General features: G+C 61.4%; 11 protein-coding genes. 6 read left to right on the top strand and 5 right to left on the bottom strand.

Features of this window, described 5'->3' with window-relative positions; genetic code table 11:
• Positions 1-36 precede the first annotated feature (36 nt).
• The 4 genes from hemA to BSY240_RS15610 form a co-directional block, all read right to left on the bottom strand.
• Positions 37-1,251, bottom strand: coding sequence for a 5-aminolevulinate synthase (gene hemA, locus BSY240_RS15625; RefSeq protein ID WP_069042902.1), 1,215 nt, complete (start codon positions 1,249-1,251; stop codon positions 37-39).
• 221 nt (positions 1,252-1,472) lie between these two features.
• Positions 1,473-2,273 carry an FAD binding domain-containing protein gene (locus tag BSY240_RS15620; RefSeq protein WP_069042901.1) on the bottom strand — a complete coding sequence of 267 codons (801 nt, stop codon included), beginning with the start codon at positions 2,271-2,273 and terminating at the stop codon, positions 1,473-1,475.
• A 14-nt stretch (positions 2,274-2,287) separates the two neighbouring features.
• The gene (locus BSY240_RS15615; protein ID WP_069042900.1) at positions 2,288-4,654 is read right to left on the bottom strand and encodes a xanthine dehydrogenase family protein molybdopterin-binding subunit; all 2,367 of its coding nucleotides are present in this window, start codon (positions 4,652-4,654) and stop codon (positions 2,288-2,290) included.
• A gap of 118 nt (positions 4,655-4,772) precedes the next feature.
• Positions 4,773-5,261 (bottom strand): (2Fe-2S)-binding protein, encoded by a 489-nt coding sequence (locus tag BSY240_RS15610; RefSeq protein WP_054149870.1) that lies wholly within the window; start codon positions 5,259-5,261, stop codon positions 4,773-4,775.
• A gap of 318 nt (positions 5,262-5,579) precedes the next feature.
• On the opposite strand from BSY240_RS15610, the gene BSY240_RS15605 reads away from it, so the two are divergent.
• From BSY240_RS15605 to BSY240_RS15595, 3 genes are all read left to right on the top strand, one after another.
• On the top strand, positions 5,580-5,843 hold the full coding sequence (locus BSY240_RS15605) for a glycine zipper domain-containing protein (protein WP_054149957.1): 264 nt from the start codon (positions 5,580-5,582) through the stop codon (positions 5,841-5,843).
• A gap of 147 nt (positions 5,844-5,990) precedes the next feature.
• Positions 5,991-7,925, top strand: coding sequence for an autotransporter assembly complex protein TamA (locus BSY240_RS15600; protein ID WP_171901580.1), 1,935 nt, complete (start codon positions 5,991-5,993; stop codon positions 7,923-7,925).
• A 26-nt stretch (positions 7,926-7,951) separates the two neighbouring features.
• Positions 7,952-12,112 carry a translocation/assembly module TamB domain-containing protein gene (locus BSY240_RS15595; RefSeq protein WP_069042899.1) on the top strand — a complete coding sequence of 1,387 codons (4,161 nt, stop codon included), beginning with the start codon at positions 7,952-7,954 and terminating at the stop codon, positions 12,110-12,112.
• A gap of 24 nt (positions 12,113-12,136) precedes the next feature.
• On the opposite strand, the gene BSY240_RS15590 is transcribed toward BSY240_RS15595, so the two are convergent.
• A complete protein-coding gene (locus BSY240_RS15590) occupies positions 12,137-12,562 on the bottom strand; it encodes an Lrp/AsnC family transcriptional regulator (RefSeq protein ID WP_006724498.1) in 426 nt (141 codons plus the stop codon).
• A 122-nt stretch (positions 12,563-12,684) separates the two neighbouring features.
• Here BSY240_RS15590 and rocF point away from each other — a divergent pair, with 122 nt between their 5' ends.
• From rocF to BSY240_RS15575, 3 genes are all read left to right on the top strand, one after another.
• The gene (gene rocF / locus BSY240_RS15585; RefSeq protein ID WP_069042898.1) at positions 12,685-13,620 is read left to right on the top strand and encodes an arginase; all 936 of its coding nucleotides are present in this window, start codon (positions 12,685-12,687) and stop codon (positions 13,618-13,620) included.
• Positions 13,621-13,855: 235 nt separating this feature from the next.
• On the top strand, positions 13,856-15,640 hold the full coding sequence (locus BSY240_RS15580) for a methyl-accepting chemotaxis protein (RefSeq protein ID WP_069042897.1): 1,785 nt from the start codon (positions 13,856-13,858) through the stop codon (positions 15,638-15,640).
• Positions 15,640-16,116 (top strand): chemotaxis protein CheW, encoded by a 477-nt coding sequence (locus BSY240_RS15575; protein ID WP_006724495.1) that lies wholly within the window; start codon positions 15,640-15,642, stop codon positions 16,114-16,116. The genes BSY240_RS15580 and BSY240_RS15575 overlap by 1 nt, the downstream gene beginning before the upstream one ends.
• The last annotated feature ends 21 nt before the right edge of the window (positions 16,117-16,137 follow it).

The raw sequence follows: 16,137 nt of genomic DNA, 5'->3' as shown, positions 1-16,137 counted from the left end.
CCGCAGCCCGTTCTTCATTTTGGAGATTTTAGTCGATCAAGCCACCGCACGCGCCAGGGCGCAGCGCGACCAGAGCTGGTGGAGCGAACCGACCAGATGTTCGAGATCGGCGTCCGAATGCAGAGGCGTCGGGGTGATGCGCAGCCGCTCGGTCTTTTTCGGGACCGTTGGATAGTTGATCGGCTGCACATAGATGGAACAGTTATCGAGCAGCAGATCGGAGATCCACTTGCACTTGGCGGCATCGCCGACCATGACCGGCACGATATGGCTCGGATTCGGCATATGCGGAATGCCAGCCTTGTCGAGCATGGCACGCAGGCGACGCACGCGCTCCTGATGGGCGAAGCGCTCCACCTGGCTGGTCTTCAGATGGCGGATCGAGGCGACAGCGCCGGCAGCGAGCGCCGGCGGAAGCGCCGTCGTGAAGATGAAGCCCGAAGCAAACGAGCGGACAAAATCGCAAAGCGCGGTCGAGGCAGCGATATAGCCACCCATGACGCCGAAGGCCTTGCCAAGCGTGCCTTCGATGATCGTCACACGATCCATCAGGCCCTCGCGTTCGGCAATACCGCCGCCATGGGCGCCGTACATGCCGACTGCATGGACTTCGTCGAGATAGGTCATCGCGCCGTATTTATCGGCGAGATCACAGATTTCCTTGATCGGCGCGATATCGCCATCCATCGAGTAGACGGATTCGAAGGCAATCATCTTCGGCGCCTTGGGATCGGCAGCGGCAAGCTTGGCCTCCAGATCCTTGACGTCATTGTGCTTCCAGATGACGCGCTCAGCCTTGGAGTGGCGAATGCCTTCGATCATCGAGGCATGGTTGAGGGCGTCGGAGAAGATGATGAGACCCGGGATCTTGGCGCCGAGCGTCCCAAGCGCTGCCCAGTTCGAGACGTAACCCGAAGTGAAGATCAGCGCCGATTCCTTGCCGTGCAGATCAGCGAGTTCGCGCTCAAGCAGGACATGGTAATGATTGGTGCCGGAAATGTTGCGGGTGCCGCCTGCACCGGCGCCACAGTCGTCGATCGCCTGCTTCATGGCATCGATGACAAGCTGATTCTGGCCCATACCGAGATAGTCGTTGGAACACCAGACGGTGACTTCCTGGGTGCCGTTTTCGGTGTAGCGGGTCGCGCGCGGGAAGTTGCCGCGCTGGCGTTCCAAATCAGCGAAGACGCGGTATCGGCCTTCCTCGTGAAGCCCCGCTAGCTGATCCTTGAAAAACGCCTCGAAATCCATGCCTGTCACTCCAGTCTTTCAGCCTCTTTTGGGTCCGTCCGCGGTTCCGGTCAACCCTGCTTGTGTATATTCATTCTAAACTGCGACAAAAGGCGCGAATTTCAGAACCTTCTCACGTAAATCCTAATGGATTGCAGCTGGCGAAACTTGATCTGCGTCAAGCCGCAGAGAAAAAGGACGACCGAGGCCGTCCTTTTCAGTTTTTGATGAGACGCCAGGCATCAAGAGGCCTGGACGGCGCGCTTGGCCATGACCCGGATGAGGTTTGCCCGGTATTCGGCCGTGCAATGCAGGTCCGACATCAGCTCCGACGAATCAATATCGACACCTGCGACAGCCTCCGGTGACCAGTTGGCCGAGAGTGCGGTTTCAAGTCCGGCATGGCGGAAGACGCCTGACGATCCGGCACCGGTCACGGCGACACGAACGCCCCCTGCACCTTTCGACACGAAGACACCGGTCATCGCATAGCGCGAGGCCGGATTGGCGAACTTCGCATAGCCTGCCTTTTCCGGAGCGTCGAAACGGATCGCCGTGATGATCTCGTCTTCGGCAAGCGCTGTTTCGAACAGGCCGACGAAGAAGTCGTCAGCCGCGATCTCGCGCGTGTTGGTGACAACGGTCGCCCCGAGGCCGAGCACGGCCGACGGATAGTCGGCAGCCGGATCGTCATTTGCGACAGAACCACCGATCGTGCCCATGTGGCGCACATGCGGATCGCCGATCAGCGAGGCGAGATGATTAATCGCCGGGCAGACTGCACGGATGGCCGCCGAAGAGGCGACCTCCGCATGGGTGGTGGCAGCGCCGATCGTGACGCGGCGACCGTCCACCTTGATGCCCTTGAGGGCATCGATGTGCCTGAGATCGACAAGATCCGACGGCTGCGCGAGACGCTGCTTGAGCGCCGCGATCAGTGTCTGTCCGCCGGCGATAAACTTGCCGTCTTCGGCACCGGAAAGAAGTTTTCCGGCATCCTCGATCGACGAGGCGCGGTGATAGCTGGTGGAATAGAGCTGCATGGTTCTCTCCTTCCTTATTCGGCAGCCTGGCGGGTCGCATTGGCCTGGAGCGCACTCCAGACGGCAAGCGGCGTCGCCGGCATGTTGAGGTCGTTATTGCCGATCGCGTCGGTGATCGCGTTGATCAGTGCCGGCGGAGACCCGATGGCGCCTGCCTCGCCGCAGCCCTTGATGCCGAGCGGATTGCCCGGGCAAGGCGTGTTCTGGTGCGAAACATTGAACGACGGCAGGTCGTCGGCGCGCGGCATGGCATAATCCATGTAGCTCGCGGTCAGAAGCTGCCCGGTCTGCGGATCGTAATGCACGCTTTCCAGCAGCGCCTGGCCAATGCCCTGCGCGATACCGCCATGCACCTGTCCCTCGACGATCATCGGATTGATGATATTGCCGAAGTCGTCGGCAGCGACGAACTGCACGATCTCGGTCTTGCCGGTTTCCGGATCGACCTCGACTTCCGCGATGTAGCAGCCGGCGGGGAAGGTGAAGTTTGAGGGGTCGTAGAAGGCGCCCTCCTTCAGTCCGGGCTCCATGCCCGACGGCAGGTTGTGGGCGGTATAGGCTGCAAGCGCCACCTGGAACCACGGCACCGACTTGTCCGTGCCGGCGACCTTGAGCTCGCCATTGTCGATGACGATATCGCTCTCGTCAGCTTCCATCAGATGTGCCGCGATCTTCTTGGCTTTCGCCTCGACCTTGTCCAGCGCCTTGACGATGGCCGACATGCCGACGGCACCGGAACGGGAACCATAGGTGCCCATGCCCATCTGCACCTTGTCGGTGTCACCATGCACGATCGAGACATTGTCGATCGGCAGGCCGAAGCGTTCGGAGACAAGCTGGGCGAAGGTGGTCTCGTGACCCTGGCCGTGGCTATGCGAGCCGGTGAGCACTTCGACCGTGCCGACCGCATTGACGCGGACTTCGGCGGATTCCCAGAGACCCACGCCTGCCCCGAGCGAGCCGACCGCCGCCGACGGCGCAATGCCGCAGGCCTCGATGTAGCAGCTCATGCCGATGCCGCGCAGCTTGCCACGCCCTGCGGCTTCTGCCTTGCGAGCGGGGAAACCGTTCCAATCGGCTGCAGACATCGCCGCCTCCAGCGAGGCGTCGTAGTCACCGGCGTCGTAGCACATGATCACAGGCGTCTGGTACGGGAAGGTGCGCACGAAGTTCTTGCGGCGCAGTTCTGCCGGCGAGATGCCGAGTTCGCGGGCTGCCGTTTCGACGGTACGTTCGAGGAGATAAGTCGCCTCTGGGCGACCGGCACCACGATAGGCATCGACCGGCACAGTATTGGTATAGACGGTGCGGACATTGGCGTGGATCGCCGGGATCGCATACTGGCCAGACAGCAGCGTCGCGTAGAGATAAGTCGGCACCGAGGACGAGAAGAGCGACATATAGGCGCCGAGATTGGCGATCGTGTCGACCTTCAACCCGATGATGTTGTGGTCCTTGTCGAAGGCCATCTTCACCTTGGAGACGTGGTCACGGCCATGGGCGTCGGTGAGGAAGGCCTCGGTGCGGTCGGAGGTCCACTTGACCGGTACGCCGGTCTTTTTCGAGGCCCAGAGACAGACGACCTCTTCCGGATAGATGTAGATCTTCGAGCCGAAGCCACCGCCGACGTCAGGTGCGATCACACGCAGCTTGTGCTCGGGCGCCACATTGTAGAAGGCGCTCATCACGAGACGCGCGACATGCGGGTTCTGCGAGGTCGTGTAGCAGGTGAAGTGATCTTCCGCCGTGTCGTAGATGCCGAGCGTCGCGCGCGGCTCCATCGGGTTCGGCGAGAGGCGGTTGTTGAAGATGTCGATTTCCGTGACATGAGCGGCACTGGCGATCGCGGCATCGGCCGCAGCGCTGTCACCGATCTCCCAGTCGAAGATCAGGTTGCCAGGGGCTTCCGGATGCAGCTGCGGCGCGCCGGACTTCAGAGCGTCGACCGCACCGGTCACGACCGGCAGTTCGTCATACTCGACCGAAACGACCTCCGAGGCATCACGGGCCTCGCCGATGCTGTCGGCCACGACGATCGCGACCGCGTCACCGACATAGCGAACGGTTTCATGTGCCAGTGGACGCCAGGCGCCCATCTTCATCGGCGTGCCGTCCTTCGAATGGATCATCCAGCCACAGATCAGGTTGCCGATACCGTCGGCGAGCAGCTGCTTGCCGTCGAGCACGTCGATGACACCGGGCATGGCCTTGGCGGCGGCGACATCGATCGACTTGATCTTGGCATGTGCATAAGGCGAACGGACGAAATAGGCATATTTCATGCCTGGGACGACCATGTCGTCGGTATACCGGCCCTTGCCGGTCAGGAAACGTTTGTCTTCCTTGCGCGCCACACGCGCGCCGATTCCTTCAACACCCATTGTCTTCTCCTCCAGAAGTGAGCGAATAGCGAATGGCGAATAGAGTACGGAGTGCGTTCAGTTAGCGTCGCGGCGCGACGCTCTCTTCGCTACTCACTGTTCCCTACTCGCTTGGACGTCACTCGGCGGCCTGACGGCCGGCGGTCATCGCTTCGTTGGCCGAGAGCACGGCCTTGACGATGTTGTGGTAGCCCGTGCAGCGACAGATATTGCCTTCAAGCTCATGGCGGACGGTGGCCTCGTCGAGCGCGCCGTTGTGACGACAGATCATGTCCAGCGCCGTCATCACCATGCCCGGCGTACAGAAGCCGCATTGCAGACCATGATGCTCCTTGAAGGCAGCCTGCACCGGATGCAGCTCGCCACCGGAAGAAAGGCCCTCGATCGTGGTAATCGAGGATCCCGACGCCTGAACAGCCAGGATCGAACAGCTCTTGATCGACTTGCCGTCCATGTGAACGACGCAGGTGCCGCATTGCGTGGTATCGCAGCCCACATGCGTTCCCGTCAGACCAAGTTTTTCGCGAATGAAATGCACGAGCAGGGTGCGATCCTCGCACTCTCCGCTCACTGTCCGGCCATTCACCGTCAGTGTCACTTTAGCCATGTTGTTCCTCCTCGTGTCTCTCCCGGACACGGGAAGCATGGTGTGAGTTTTATGTGACATGTGCAACTGTCCAGAAGGTCGCAAACGAAAAATTCTGTGACGCATTGCAGCATTAAACCGACTGTAAATCCTGGGTTCATCTTCGGTGTCTCATGTAATGGAACCACCCGCGAGGGTGTGAGCCACGACCATGGACTTTCCAAGAGTCGGGGCTATGCTGATGAAAGCCTGAAGCCGCGTGGGGAGTGCTCGAGCGGCGGGGCAAAGTGTCAAAACAAGACCGGATCGACCGGACGCGTGGAACTTGGAGAGATGAAGATGAAGAAAGCTCTTGTGCTGATGCTGGTCGGCCTTTCGGTCGCAGGCTGCAGCCAGACGGAACGAGGTGCCGGCATCGGCGCTGCCTCTGGCGCCATCATCGGTGGCATTGCCACGGGCAACGTCCGGGGTGCCGCTGTCGGTGCGGCCATCGGCGGCGTTGCAGGTGCCGTGATCGGTCGCGTCTCGGAACAGCCGGGCCAGTGCTACTACCGCGACCGCTACGGCAACCGTTACATCGACGCCTGCCCGCGCAGCTACTGACGCATTTGCCGCAAACGAGACAGGGCGGGAAGCAACACTTCCCGCCTTTTTTCATGAGTGCTTAAAAAGGGGGTATGCTATGAGGCGCATTTCCGCCTAAGTTGTCCGCCGGGTGGGGAGTGCCTGACGGATCGCGATGAAAGCGACATGCCGAGACCGAGTGGATGGACATTGCCGAAATTTAGTCATGCGTTCCGGCTCGGGCTGTTACTGACCGTCGCGAGCCCCCTGTCCGTCGGCATAACCTCGCAAGCCTACGCTTTCGAGCTATTTGGAATACGGCTATTCGGCAGCGACGAAGCCGACCGCGACATCATCGATCCCGTCGATTTCAGCATTGCCCTTGACACCGGGGACGCCGATCGTGCCCTGAAGAAATCTCTGGAACGTACATCGTTGCTGATTGCTGACGAAGATCAACCGGTATCCGGCGATCTTGGCCTGGTCATCAAGGCGCGTGACGATCGTGATCGCCTTATTGCGACACTCTATGAAAACGCGCTCTATGGCGGCATTGTCACCGTGACGATCGACGGTCGCGACATCGACAGTCTGCCGCCGAACCCGGTCTTCGACCGCTCACGCCCCGTCCCGGTCGCCATCTCCGTGCAGCCCGGTCCGACATTTGAACTCGGCGATATCAGCCTTGAGGGAGATGCGGCGCGTCTCGACCCGGAAGAATTCAATCTTGCCCCGGGCGGCAATGCGGGCTCGCTGGTGATCTTGCGCGCAGCGGAACGGATGGCCGAGCGCCTCAAGGACGAAGGCAGACCTCTAACGAACGTGACCCGCCGTCAAGTCGTCGCCGACCACGAGACGAATACTGTCGATGTGACCATCGCCGTTGAAGCAGGCCCCGTCGCGCCGCTCGGCGCCGTCACCGTCAAGGGCGCTCGGGCAGTCGATTCGGACTTCATCGCCTACTACTCGCGGCTGAGGCCGGGCCAGACCTATTCGCCCGAGCAGCTGCGAAAGGCAGGCGAGAGACTGCGCACACTCGGCGTCTTCTCCTCGGTCACCGTCAACGAAGCGGACGGGCTGGACCCGAGCGGATCCCTGCCGATCGGCATCACCGTCTCCGAAGGCAAACACCGCTACTTCGGCATCGGCGCGAGTTACTCTTCGCTCGATGGCGGCGGCATCGAAGGCTATTGGGGCCATCGCAATCTGTTCGGCCAGGCGGAATCGCTCAGGATCGAAGGCGCGGTGCGTGGACTTGGAGAATTGAAGGACGTCAGCGACGTCACCTCGCTCGACTACACGGCCGGCATCACCTTCATCAAGCCGGGCGCCTTCGTCCCTTCTGGAACGCTCGAGGCGAGCATCAAGGGCAGCACACTCGAAACCGATTACTATGATGCCGCAACGGTGACGGGCAAGGTATCCTATGCCTATGAACTGACCGACACCGACATCGTCAATGCCGGTATATCCCTGGCTTATGACAGCATCGACGACGCATTCGGCGATGGTAATGAATACCTGACCTTCGGCGTACCGCTCGGCTACATCAGGGACACGCGGGACAACCGGCTGAACGCCACCGAGGGCCATTACGGCACCATCTCGCTGACACCGAGCTACGATTTCTTCGGCCAGACCTTCTTCACTTCGCTCGAGGGCTCGATTTCGGCCTATCTCGGCTTCGGCGAGGAGGACCGCTTCGTGCTTGCCGGTCGTCTGAACGCAGGCACGCTGGTTGGCGGTGGCGATCTCTCTGCTATCCCCGCGACCCGACGCTTCTTCGCCGGCGGTGGTGGCTCGGTGCGCGGTTATTCCTTCCAGGAGATCACGCCGCGGACAGCGTCTGACGAGGGCACTGGCGGCCGATCCTATGTGACGGCCAATCTCGAAGCCCGTATCGGTGTGACCGACACGATCGGCATCGTGCCCTTTCTCGACATCGGCACGGTCACCGACACCACAGTGCCCGATTTCTCGGATATCAAGATGGGCGCAGGGGTCGGCCTGCGCTACATGACCCCCTTCGGTCCTTTGCGGCTCGATGTAGCGGTTCCCCTGGACCCGAATGATGGCGGCAGCCGTTATGCAATCTATGCCGGCATCGGCCAGAGCTTCTGACCGGGCAAGACAGGACGATAGTGAACATGATCTGGTTGAAGCGCATCCTGACCTGGACGATTCGCCTGCTGGGCGGCCTGTTGGCCGCGCTGATCGCGCTCTTTGTGGTGGTCATTCTCGTCGGCGGCTTCTCGCGCACGGGAAGCCAGTTTCTCGCCGACCAGATTGCCAGGCTCATCTCGACCGACAATCAGCAGATCACTTTGACCGGCACCGGACCACTGCTCAGCAGCCAGTTTTCCGTCGATCAGATTACGGTGGCGGACAGTCAGGGCATCTATGCGACCATAGATGATCTTTCGCTCGACTGGACGCCGCGCGATCTCATCCGCAAGCGTTTCACGGCCGAACGCATCACGGCACGACAGGTGACTGTCGAGCGCGCACCGCTTCAGTCCGCAGAGACACCACAAACGGAAGAGCCTTTCTCGTTGCCGGTCGAGATAGATGTCGCCTCGATCGACCTCCCCTCGATTGAAATCGGGGCGGCCCTCGCAGAGCGCGATCTTGACCTTTCGGCACTGGGGTCACTGACGATCATCGGCGAAACCATCGCAAGCCGACTGACCGCAACACGGCTGGACGATCCCGGCAATAATGCCGTGGTCGACCTGCTCTATGCGCCGAACGACAATCAGTTGCGCATCAACCTGGACTATCAGGAGCCGGCGGCAGGTCTTCTCGGCGAAAGGCTGCAGCTGCCCGGCCTCCCGGCGCTGGCGATCAAGGTGGACGGCGACGGACCGCTCGATGACTGGGCAGGCGAAGTCATGGCGTCGCTCGACGGCGAACGCACGATTACAGTCGACGTCAGCCACAAACTCGCCGAGGACGGAACGCGAGTGCTGACCGCAAATGGCGGCGGCCTTTTTGCCGGGCTCGTTCCACCCGAACTGCGAGACGTCCTGGCCGGGGAAACGGCGATCGATGTCGCGGCCCGACTGGGTGCAGACGGATCGGTTGCCATCGAACGGGGCCGGTTTGCCACCGCTACGGCCGAAGTCGAGGCCGCCGGTCTTTACGATCCGAACGGTCAAAACGATCTCAGGCTGGCGGCCCGTGCAACCGGTGAGCCGGTCGGCATCACCTCGCAGTCATCAGATTTCACCGGCGGCGTGAGGCTGCGGAGCCTCGATCTTGCCGTAACCGGACAGGCACCGGCCGCAAGTCTTTCGTTGCGCGCCGATCTGGCAGAAATCACCGTTCCCCAAGGCAGCTTCTCGGATCTGACGCTGTCGGCTGACAGTGACAGCTTCGACCTTGCAAACCGTGCGGGACCGGTCAACCTCCAGGCATCGGTCAAGGAAACAGACATCCGCGACGAGTCCATTCGCCCTTATGTCAGGGGCCCGCTGACGCTGACAGCGCCGCTCACCGTGAGCTCGGAGACGATCGCCTTCGAGCAACTGGTTTTCGACAGCAACGGTCTCGATCTGCAAGGCTCCGGCGAATACACGCTGGCGAGCAACGGATTTTCCGGGCGCCTTGCCGTTCGGGCCGAACCCGACCTGCTGCCTCCCGCACTTTCAAGCCGGCTCAACGGTCCTGTCGATCTGTCCGCCCGGGTCGATTTCGTCGCCCCGAGTGCGGTGGCGCTGCGGGAGATCGTGCTGACGAGTGACATTGCCCAGGCCGAAGGCTCCCTCTCCCTCGATCAGGACGGCATGATCGCCACCGACCTGACCGGCCAGCTGCGGGACATCGGACTTTTCGTCGAACGACTTGAAGCGCCTGCTTCCTTCAACCTGTCGGCGTCCGGCCCACTCGATGCGACCGAGGCATCCGTCACCCTTGTGGTCGAGGAGGGTCAAGCCGCCGGTTATCGTATTGACGATCTGACGCTCCAGATAGACGGCGTGGCAAACCGCGAGGCGCCCTCCGCCAACCTCATGGCAAGCGGCCAGATCGATGGGAAGCCGGTCGATGCGAAGGCGCAGGTCGTCAGCGCCGATGGCGTGACGCGGGTCGACGCACTCGATCTGGCCATCGGTCCGAACCGGCTGACCGGCGCGCTCGATCTCGGCCCGGACATGCTGCCAAGCGGCGACATTGCATTCGACTTTCCGGATCTGAGCCTGCTTGCCGCACTTGCCGGCCAGACCGTCGCGGGCGATCTCAAGGGAGAGGTGACGCTCGCCTCTCGCGAGGGCAGGCTCGCGGCTGACGTTCAGGCTTCCGGCGCGGCAATCCGGCAAGGTGCGCTGACGATTGCGGAGCCGACCATCGATCTTCGGCTGTCCGACGTTATGACCCTTGCGGCCGAGGGCACGGTGCGCGCCGCGAGTATTGCATCCGGCGCCAACCGCCTGGATACGGTGACACTAGCCTTCACGCGATCGGGCACCGACACGGATTTCGACATCACCGGACGTTATGACAATGCCCCTGTGCTCCTCCGGGGCGCGCTGAACCAGGGAGATGCAGGCCTCGCTGTCGCGATCGAAGAACTGAGCGCTGCACCGCGTGGCATTGCGCTCGCGTTGGCATCCCCCACCTCGGTTCGCGTCGCGGACGGGCAGGTCTCGATCGCCGAGACCGTCATTTCCGCAGGTTCAGGCCGGATTGCAGTGTCTGGAACCGTGGGTGAAAGGCTGGATCTCGCAGCCGACATCACCGCCCTTCCCGCCTCGCTCGCAGCAGCGCTTGCACCCGACATCGCGCCGGAAGGCACGATTTCCGGCACGGTCACGGTGCGTGGCACGGCAGCGGCGCCCGTTGCGGATTATCGCCTCGACTGGCAGAACGCGGCAATCGCCCAGACGCGGGGCGCTGGGGTGCCTCCGCTCGGCATCACGGCAAACGGCCGGTTCGAAAACCAGAACCTGACCCTGGACAGCCGCATCAATGGCGCTGGCATCGGCCTCACGGCGGGCGGCGCGGTCTCGTTGCAGAGCGGTCCTGGCCTCGATATCCAGGTCCAGGGTGATGTCCCCCTGTCCGCGGCCAACGGCCAGCTGGCCGCCCAGGGTTTCGTCGCCGAGGGCAATGCCAGCGTCAACCTGACGATCGGGGGAACCGGCGCACAGCCGAACATCACTGGCACCGTGTCCACCAGCGGCGCCCGTATCGTCGACGTGAGACGCAACCTCGCGATCGAGCAGATTGCAACGACGGTCAACCTCACCGGCACGCGCGCCGAAATCGGGAGCCTCACCGGAAACCTCGCGACCGGCGGACGGATATCGGCAAGCGGTTTCATCGATATCGCAAACCCGGGGCTGCCGGCAGACCTGACGATCAACCTGGACCAGGCCGTCTATGTCGATGGCAATACGGTGACCAGCACGGCGGATGGCCGGCTCACGCTCACGGGGCAATTGCTGAACGGCCCGACACTCGCCGGCGCGATCAACCTTTCACGCACGTCGATCACCCTCTCCGAGAGCCGCCCTGCCAGCCTCGAGGCGTTGGATATAGAACACCGCCATGCACCGCCGGCAATCTTGCGGCAGCAACCTGATCAGACGCCGGCGGAGGGCCGCTCTGCAAGCGCCCCCATCGCACTCGACCTCACCATTTCCTCGCCGTCCCAGACCTTCATCCGGGGTCGCGGTATCGACGCGGAACTCGGCGGAACAATCAACCTGACCGGCAACGCTGCCGCCCCGGTGGTCTCGGGCGCGTTCGAACTCAGGCGCGGTCGCATGCAGATCCTGACCAAGCGGCTGGACATCACTCGCGCCACCATCACCTTTGGCGGCGATCTCGTGCCATTGCTCGATCTGGAAGCAACAACCACATCCGGCAACGCCACAATCGTCATCCTGCTGACAGGGCTCGCCAGCAATCCGCAAGTGACCTTCAGCTCGACCCCTGCCCTGCCCCAGGACGAAATTCTGGCCCAGTTGATCTTCGGCCAGTCCCTGTCGCGACTGTCGCCGCTGCAGATCGCCCAGCTTGCCGATGCGGCTGCGCAGTTGGCCGGCGGACAGGGCACCTCGCTCTTCCAGTCGCTGCGCAACACGCTCGGCATCGATGATCTCGACATCTCCACCGATGAGACCGGGGGAACCAGCATCAGTGCCGGCAAATATCTCAACGACCGGACCTATATCGAGCTGGAACAGGGCGGCAACGGCGGCGCCAAGGCGACGATCAACCTGGATATCGGCCGGGGATTGAAACTGAAGGGCGAGGCAGGTGGATCCGGAGCTGGCGGCGGCATCTTCTATGAGAAGGAATACTGAGCCGGTCGCCGATGGCCAACTCCGTCAGGCGACCTTGCTGGTCTTCAGGAGAATATTGGTTTCGGTGAAGTTGATCCCCTCGATCAGCCGGATCCGTCTGAGCGTTTCGTCGAAACTCGCGAGATCCCGCTCCTCCAGCTCGGCAATGAAGTCCCACTTGCCGTTCGTGCTGTGCAGGGAACGCACCTGGGGCATGCCGCGCAGCTGATGGGCCACCCGGTCGTGAAACTTCCCGACCACTTCAATCATGATGATCGCCCTGACACCGCTGGGCTGGATCTCGCTGCCGGTCAGGATGGTGAAGGCCGCGATCGTTCCGTTCGCCACCAGCCGGTCGATACGGGCCGAAATCGTCGCGCGCGAGGCCCCCGTCATCGCCGCAAGCGAAGCGACGGGCAGGCGGGCGTTCTGGCGTAATGCGCCGAGGATCGTGCGATCGAGGTCGTCCATTTTACAAAATGTCACATGATGGTTGCGATCTGCGCAAACTATAGCGCTTTGTGACGAAGTTCCACCTTTTTGAGAACGTTGCTTTGCCCGATCATGCGGGTCAATAAAGAGAAGGAAGAGACATGGCCATGCAACAGAAGACTGTCGCCCTCATCGGGGTACCGCTCGAGGAAGGATCGGGCCGCGGCGGGTGTGCCATGGGGCCTGCAGCCTATCGCATTGCCGGGATCGGTCCGGCCATGCGTGACCTCGGCTATACCGTCGAGGATCGCGGCGATCTTCGGCCGGAGCCGGCATCGGATCTGGCGGACATGCCACGCGCCAAGAACCTGCCTGTTGTCGGCGCCTTCACCCGTGCGATCGAGGCCGCCACTTACGAGGCGGCGGCAAGCGGTGCCGTCCCGATCCTGCTCGGCGGTGACCACAGCCTCTCCATGGGCAGCGTTTCCGGCATGGTGCGTTATGCAAGTGTGGTGGGTCGACCGCTCTACGTGCTCTGGTTGGATGCCCATTCGGACTTCAATGCGCCTGAGACCTCTCCGTCCGGCAATATCCATGGCATGCCCGTCGCGTTCTTCTGCGGCAAGGCTGAATTTGCCCCGATCCTTCCGAGCGAGCGGCCATTCGTCGATCCACGGCATGTCTACCAGGTCGGCATCCGTTCGGTCGACGAGGAGGAACGCCGGCTGATCTCGGAGAATGCCGTCAATGTCTATGACATGCGCGCCGTCGATGAAGAGGGGATGGGCAGCATCGTCAAACGCATCCTGGCCGATGTCCGCGAGGCCAACGCGCTGCTGCATGTCAGCCTCGATGTCGACTTCCTCGATCCCGACGTTGCACCCGGCGTTGGCACCACGGTTCCGGGCGGCGCGACCTTCCGCGAGGCGCATCTGATCATGGAGCTCTTGCACGACAGCGGGCTTGTCTCATCCCTCGACCTCGTCGAACTCAACCCGTTTCTCGATGACCGAGGCCGCAGCGCCCGCGTCATGGTGGAACTGGCTGCGAGCCTCTTCGGCCGCCGCATTCTGGACCGTCCGACCCGTGGCGGATGACTCCCACCAGCCACGCATTCAACATTATAGCATTATAATATGCGCATTTTTCGATTCAAGATTGCCTTTTGTCAATTCAGAGCCCCCAAATTCTTAGGGTAAATGACCGAATTTCGCTCACTGACACCTCAGAAAATCGTTGAACATTGACGATTGCTTAAACCCACAAGGCTAATATTCACATGGTAGCACTGGTCAGCGGTGCATGCAGGGATCCTTGTGAGGGGGAATACAGATGGGATTGATAGCGTTGCCTGGGGCGGAGTCAAAGGCGATCCTTGAGTCATTGGGGAGGTCACAGGCAGTCATCGAATTCAAGCTCGACGGTACGATCATCACAGCGAACGAAAATTTCTGTCGGGCGCTCGGCTATAGCCTTGAAGAGATCAAGGGCAAGCACCACCGCATCTTCTGTGATCCTGCCTACACCGCCACCGCTGACTACCAAGAATTCTGGGCGATGCTCAATTCCGGGAAATTCGAGAGCCGCGAATACAAGCGTCTTAAGAAAGACGGCAGCGAGATCTGGATCCAGGCCTCCTACAATCCCGTTTTCAAGAACGGAAAGCTGTGGAAGATCGTCAAATTCGCCAGCGACATCACGGCGGCAAAGCAGAAGAGTGCGGAAGACTCCGGCAAGCTCGAAGCGATCTCCCGTGTCCAGGCAACGATCGAATTCACGCCCACGGGCGAGATACTGACGGCCAACGAAAACTTCCTCTCGACCCTTGGCTACACGCTCGGCGAGATCACCGGTAAGCATCATTCCATGTTTTGCGAGGCGGATTACGCGCGCACCGACGCCTATCGCGAGTTCTGGAAAAAACTCGCGTCTGGACAATTCGTCTCTGAGGAGTTCAAGCGCATCGGCAAGGGCGGCAAGATCGTCTGGATCCAGGCATCCTACAATCCGATCCTCGATGCCAGCGGCCGCGTCTTCAAGGTGGTGAAATACGCAACCGACATTACCGGCCGCGTCAACGCCGTCGACGAAATCGCCAAGGGTTTGACGGCGCTCGCCAATGGTGACCTGACGGCGACCATCGATAAGCCCTTCATCCCGTCGCTGGAGCAGATCCGCACCGACTTCAATGCCGCCATGACACGCATCGCAGCCGCGATGCAGGGTGTCAGCTACAATACGGATGCTATTGCCTCCGGCTCCTCGCAGATCCGCGAAGCATCGGACAATCTCGCCAAGCGCACCGAACAGCAGGCAGCGGCCGTCGAGGAAACGGCTGCCGCGCTCGAACAGATCACCCAGACGGTCGCCGACAGCTCGAAGCGAGCAAACGAAGCAGGGCAGCTTGTGGCGCGCACCAAGGAAGGGGCTGAAAAGTCCGGCTTGGTGGTGAAGAACGCGATCCAGGCTATGGGCCAGATTGAGAACTCCTCGAAGGAGATCTCCAACATCATCGGCGTAATCGACGACATCGCCTTCCAGACGAACCTCCTGGCCCTGAATGCGGGTGTCGAGGCTGCCCGCGCAGGTGAAGCCGGCAAGGGCTTTGCCGTGGTTGCCCAGGAAGTACGTGAACTGGCGCAGCGTTCGGCAACGGCCGCCAAGGAGATCAAGGCGCTGATCAACACCTCCTCGGATCAGGTGAAGACGGGTGTCCAGCTGGTAGGCGAGACGGGCAAGGCGCTCGAGCAGATCGTCATTGAAGTCAAGGACATCAACACCAACGTCGCAGCGATCGTCGAAGCCTCGCGCGAACAGTCTACCGGCCTGTCGGAGATCAACAAGGCGGTCAACGCCATGGACCAGAACACCCAGCAGAATGCCGCCATGGTCGAAGAATCGACTGCTGCGAGCCATAGCCTCGCAAAACAGGCGGCATCCCTGCGCGAACTGGTGTCACAGTTTAGAATTGGGCAACACTCTTCGCATAAAGTCATGGAAGCGCGTCCCGATGCTTCACCTGTGGCATCACCGGCACGCAAACTCATGGCGAGTGTCGCTCGCGCCGCAGGTGGCGCAGCCGCTGCCAAGGTACAGGAAGGTTGGGAAGATTTCTAATGGCAACTATCAGCTCCACCAGCTTCGGCAGTGAGACCCTCGAGATCATCGCCTTCCGGCTTCATGATCAGGAATTCTGCGTCAAGACCACGACCATTCGCGAAATCCGCGGCTGGGCCCCGTCGACGCCGATCCCGCATGCGCCGGCCGATGTCATCGGTGTCATGAACCTGCGCGGCTCGGTCATCCCGATCATCGACCTCGCCTACAAGCTGGGCATGAAGAGCACGGTTGCCAATGAGCGTTCGGCGATCGTCGTGGCCGAAGTCCACAACATGGTCATCGGCATGCTGGTCGACCGCGTTTCGGACATCCTGACCATCCCGTCGAGCCAGGTTCAGCCGGTTCCGGAAGTTTCCGCTTCCTTCGACAAGACCTTCTCTGAAGGCATCATTGCCAACGAGAACGGCATGATCTGCTTCCTGAACCTCGCCAAGATGTTCAAGGGTAGCGACCTGGAAGATCTGGCCGCCTGATCACGGCGACAGTTGACTGAT

Source organism: Agrobacterium sp. RAC06, assembly GCF_001713475.1.
Lineage (GTDB): Bacteria > Pseudomonadota > Alphaproteobacteria > Rhizobiales > Rhizobiaceae > Allorhizobium.
This window is presented reverse-complemented; position numbering and strand designations above follow the sequence as displayed.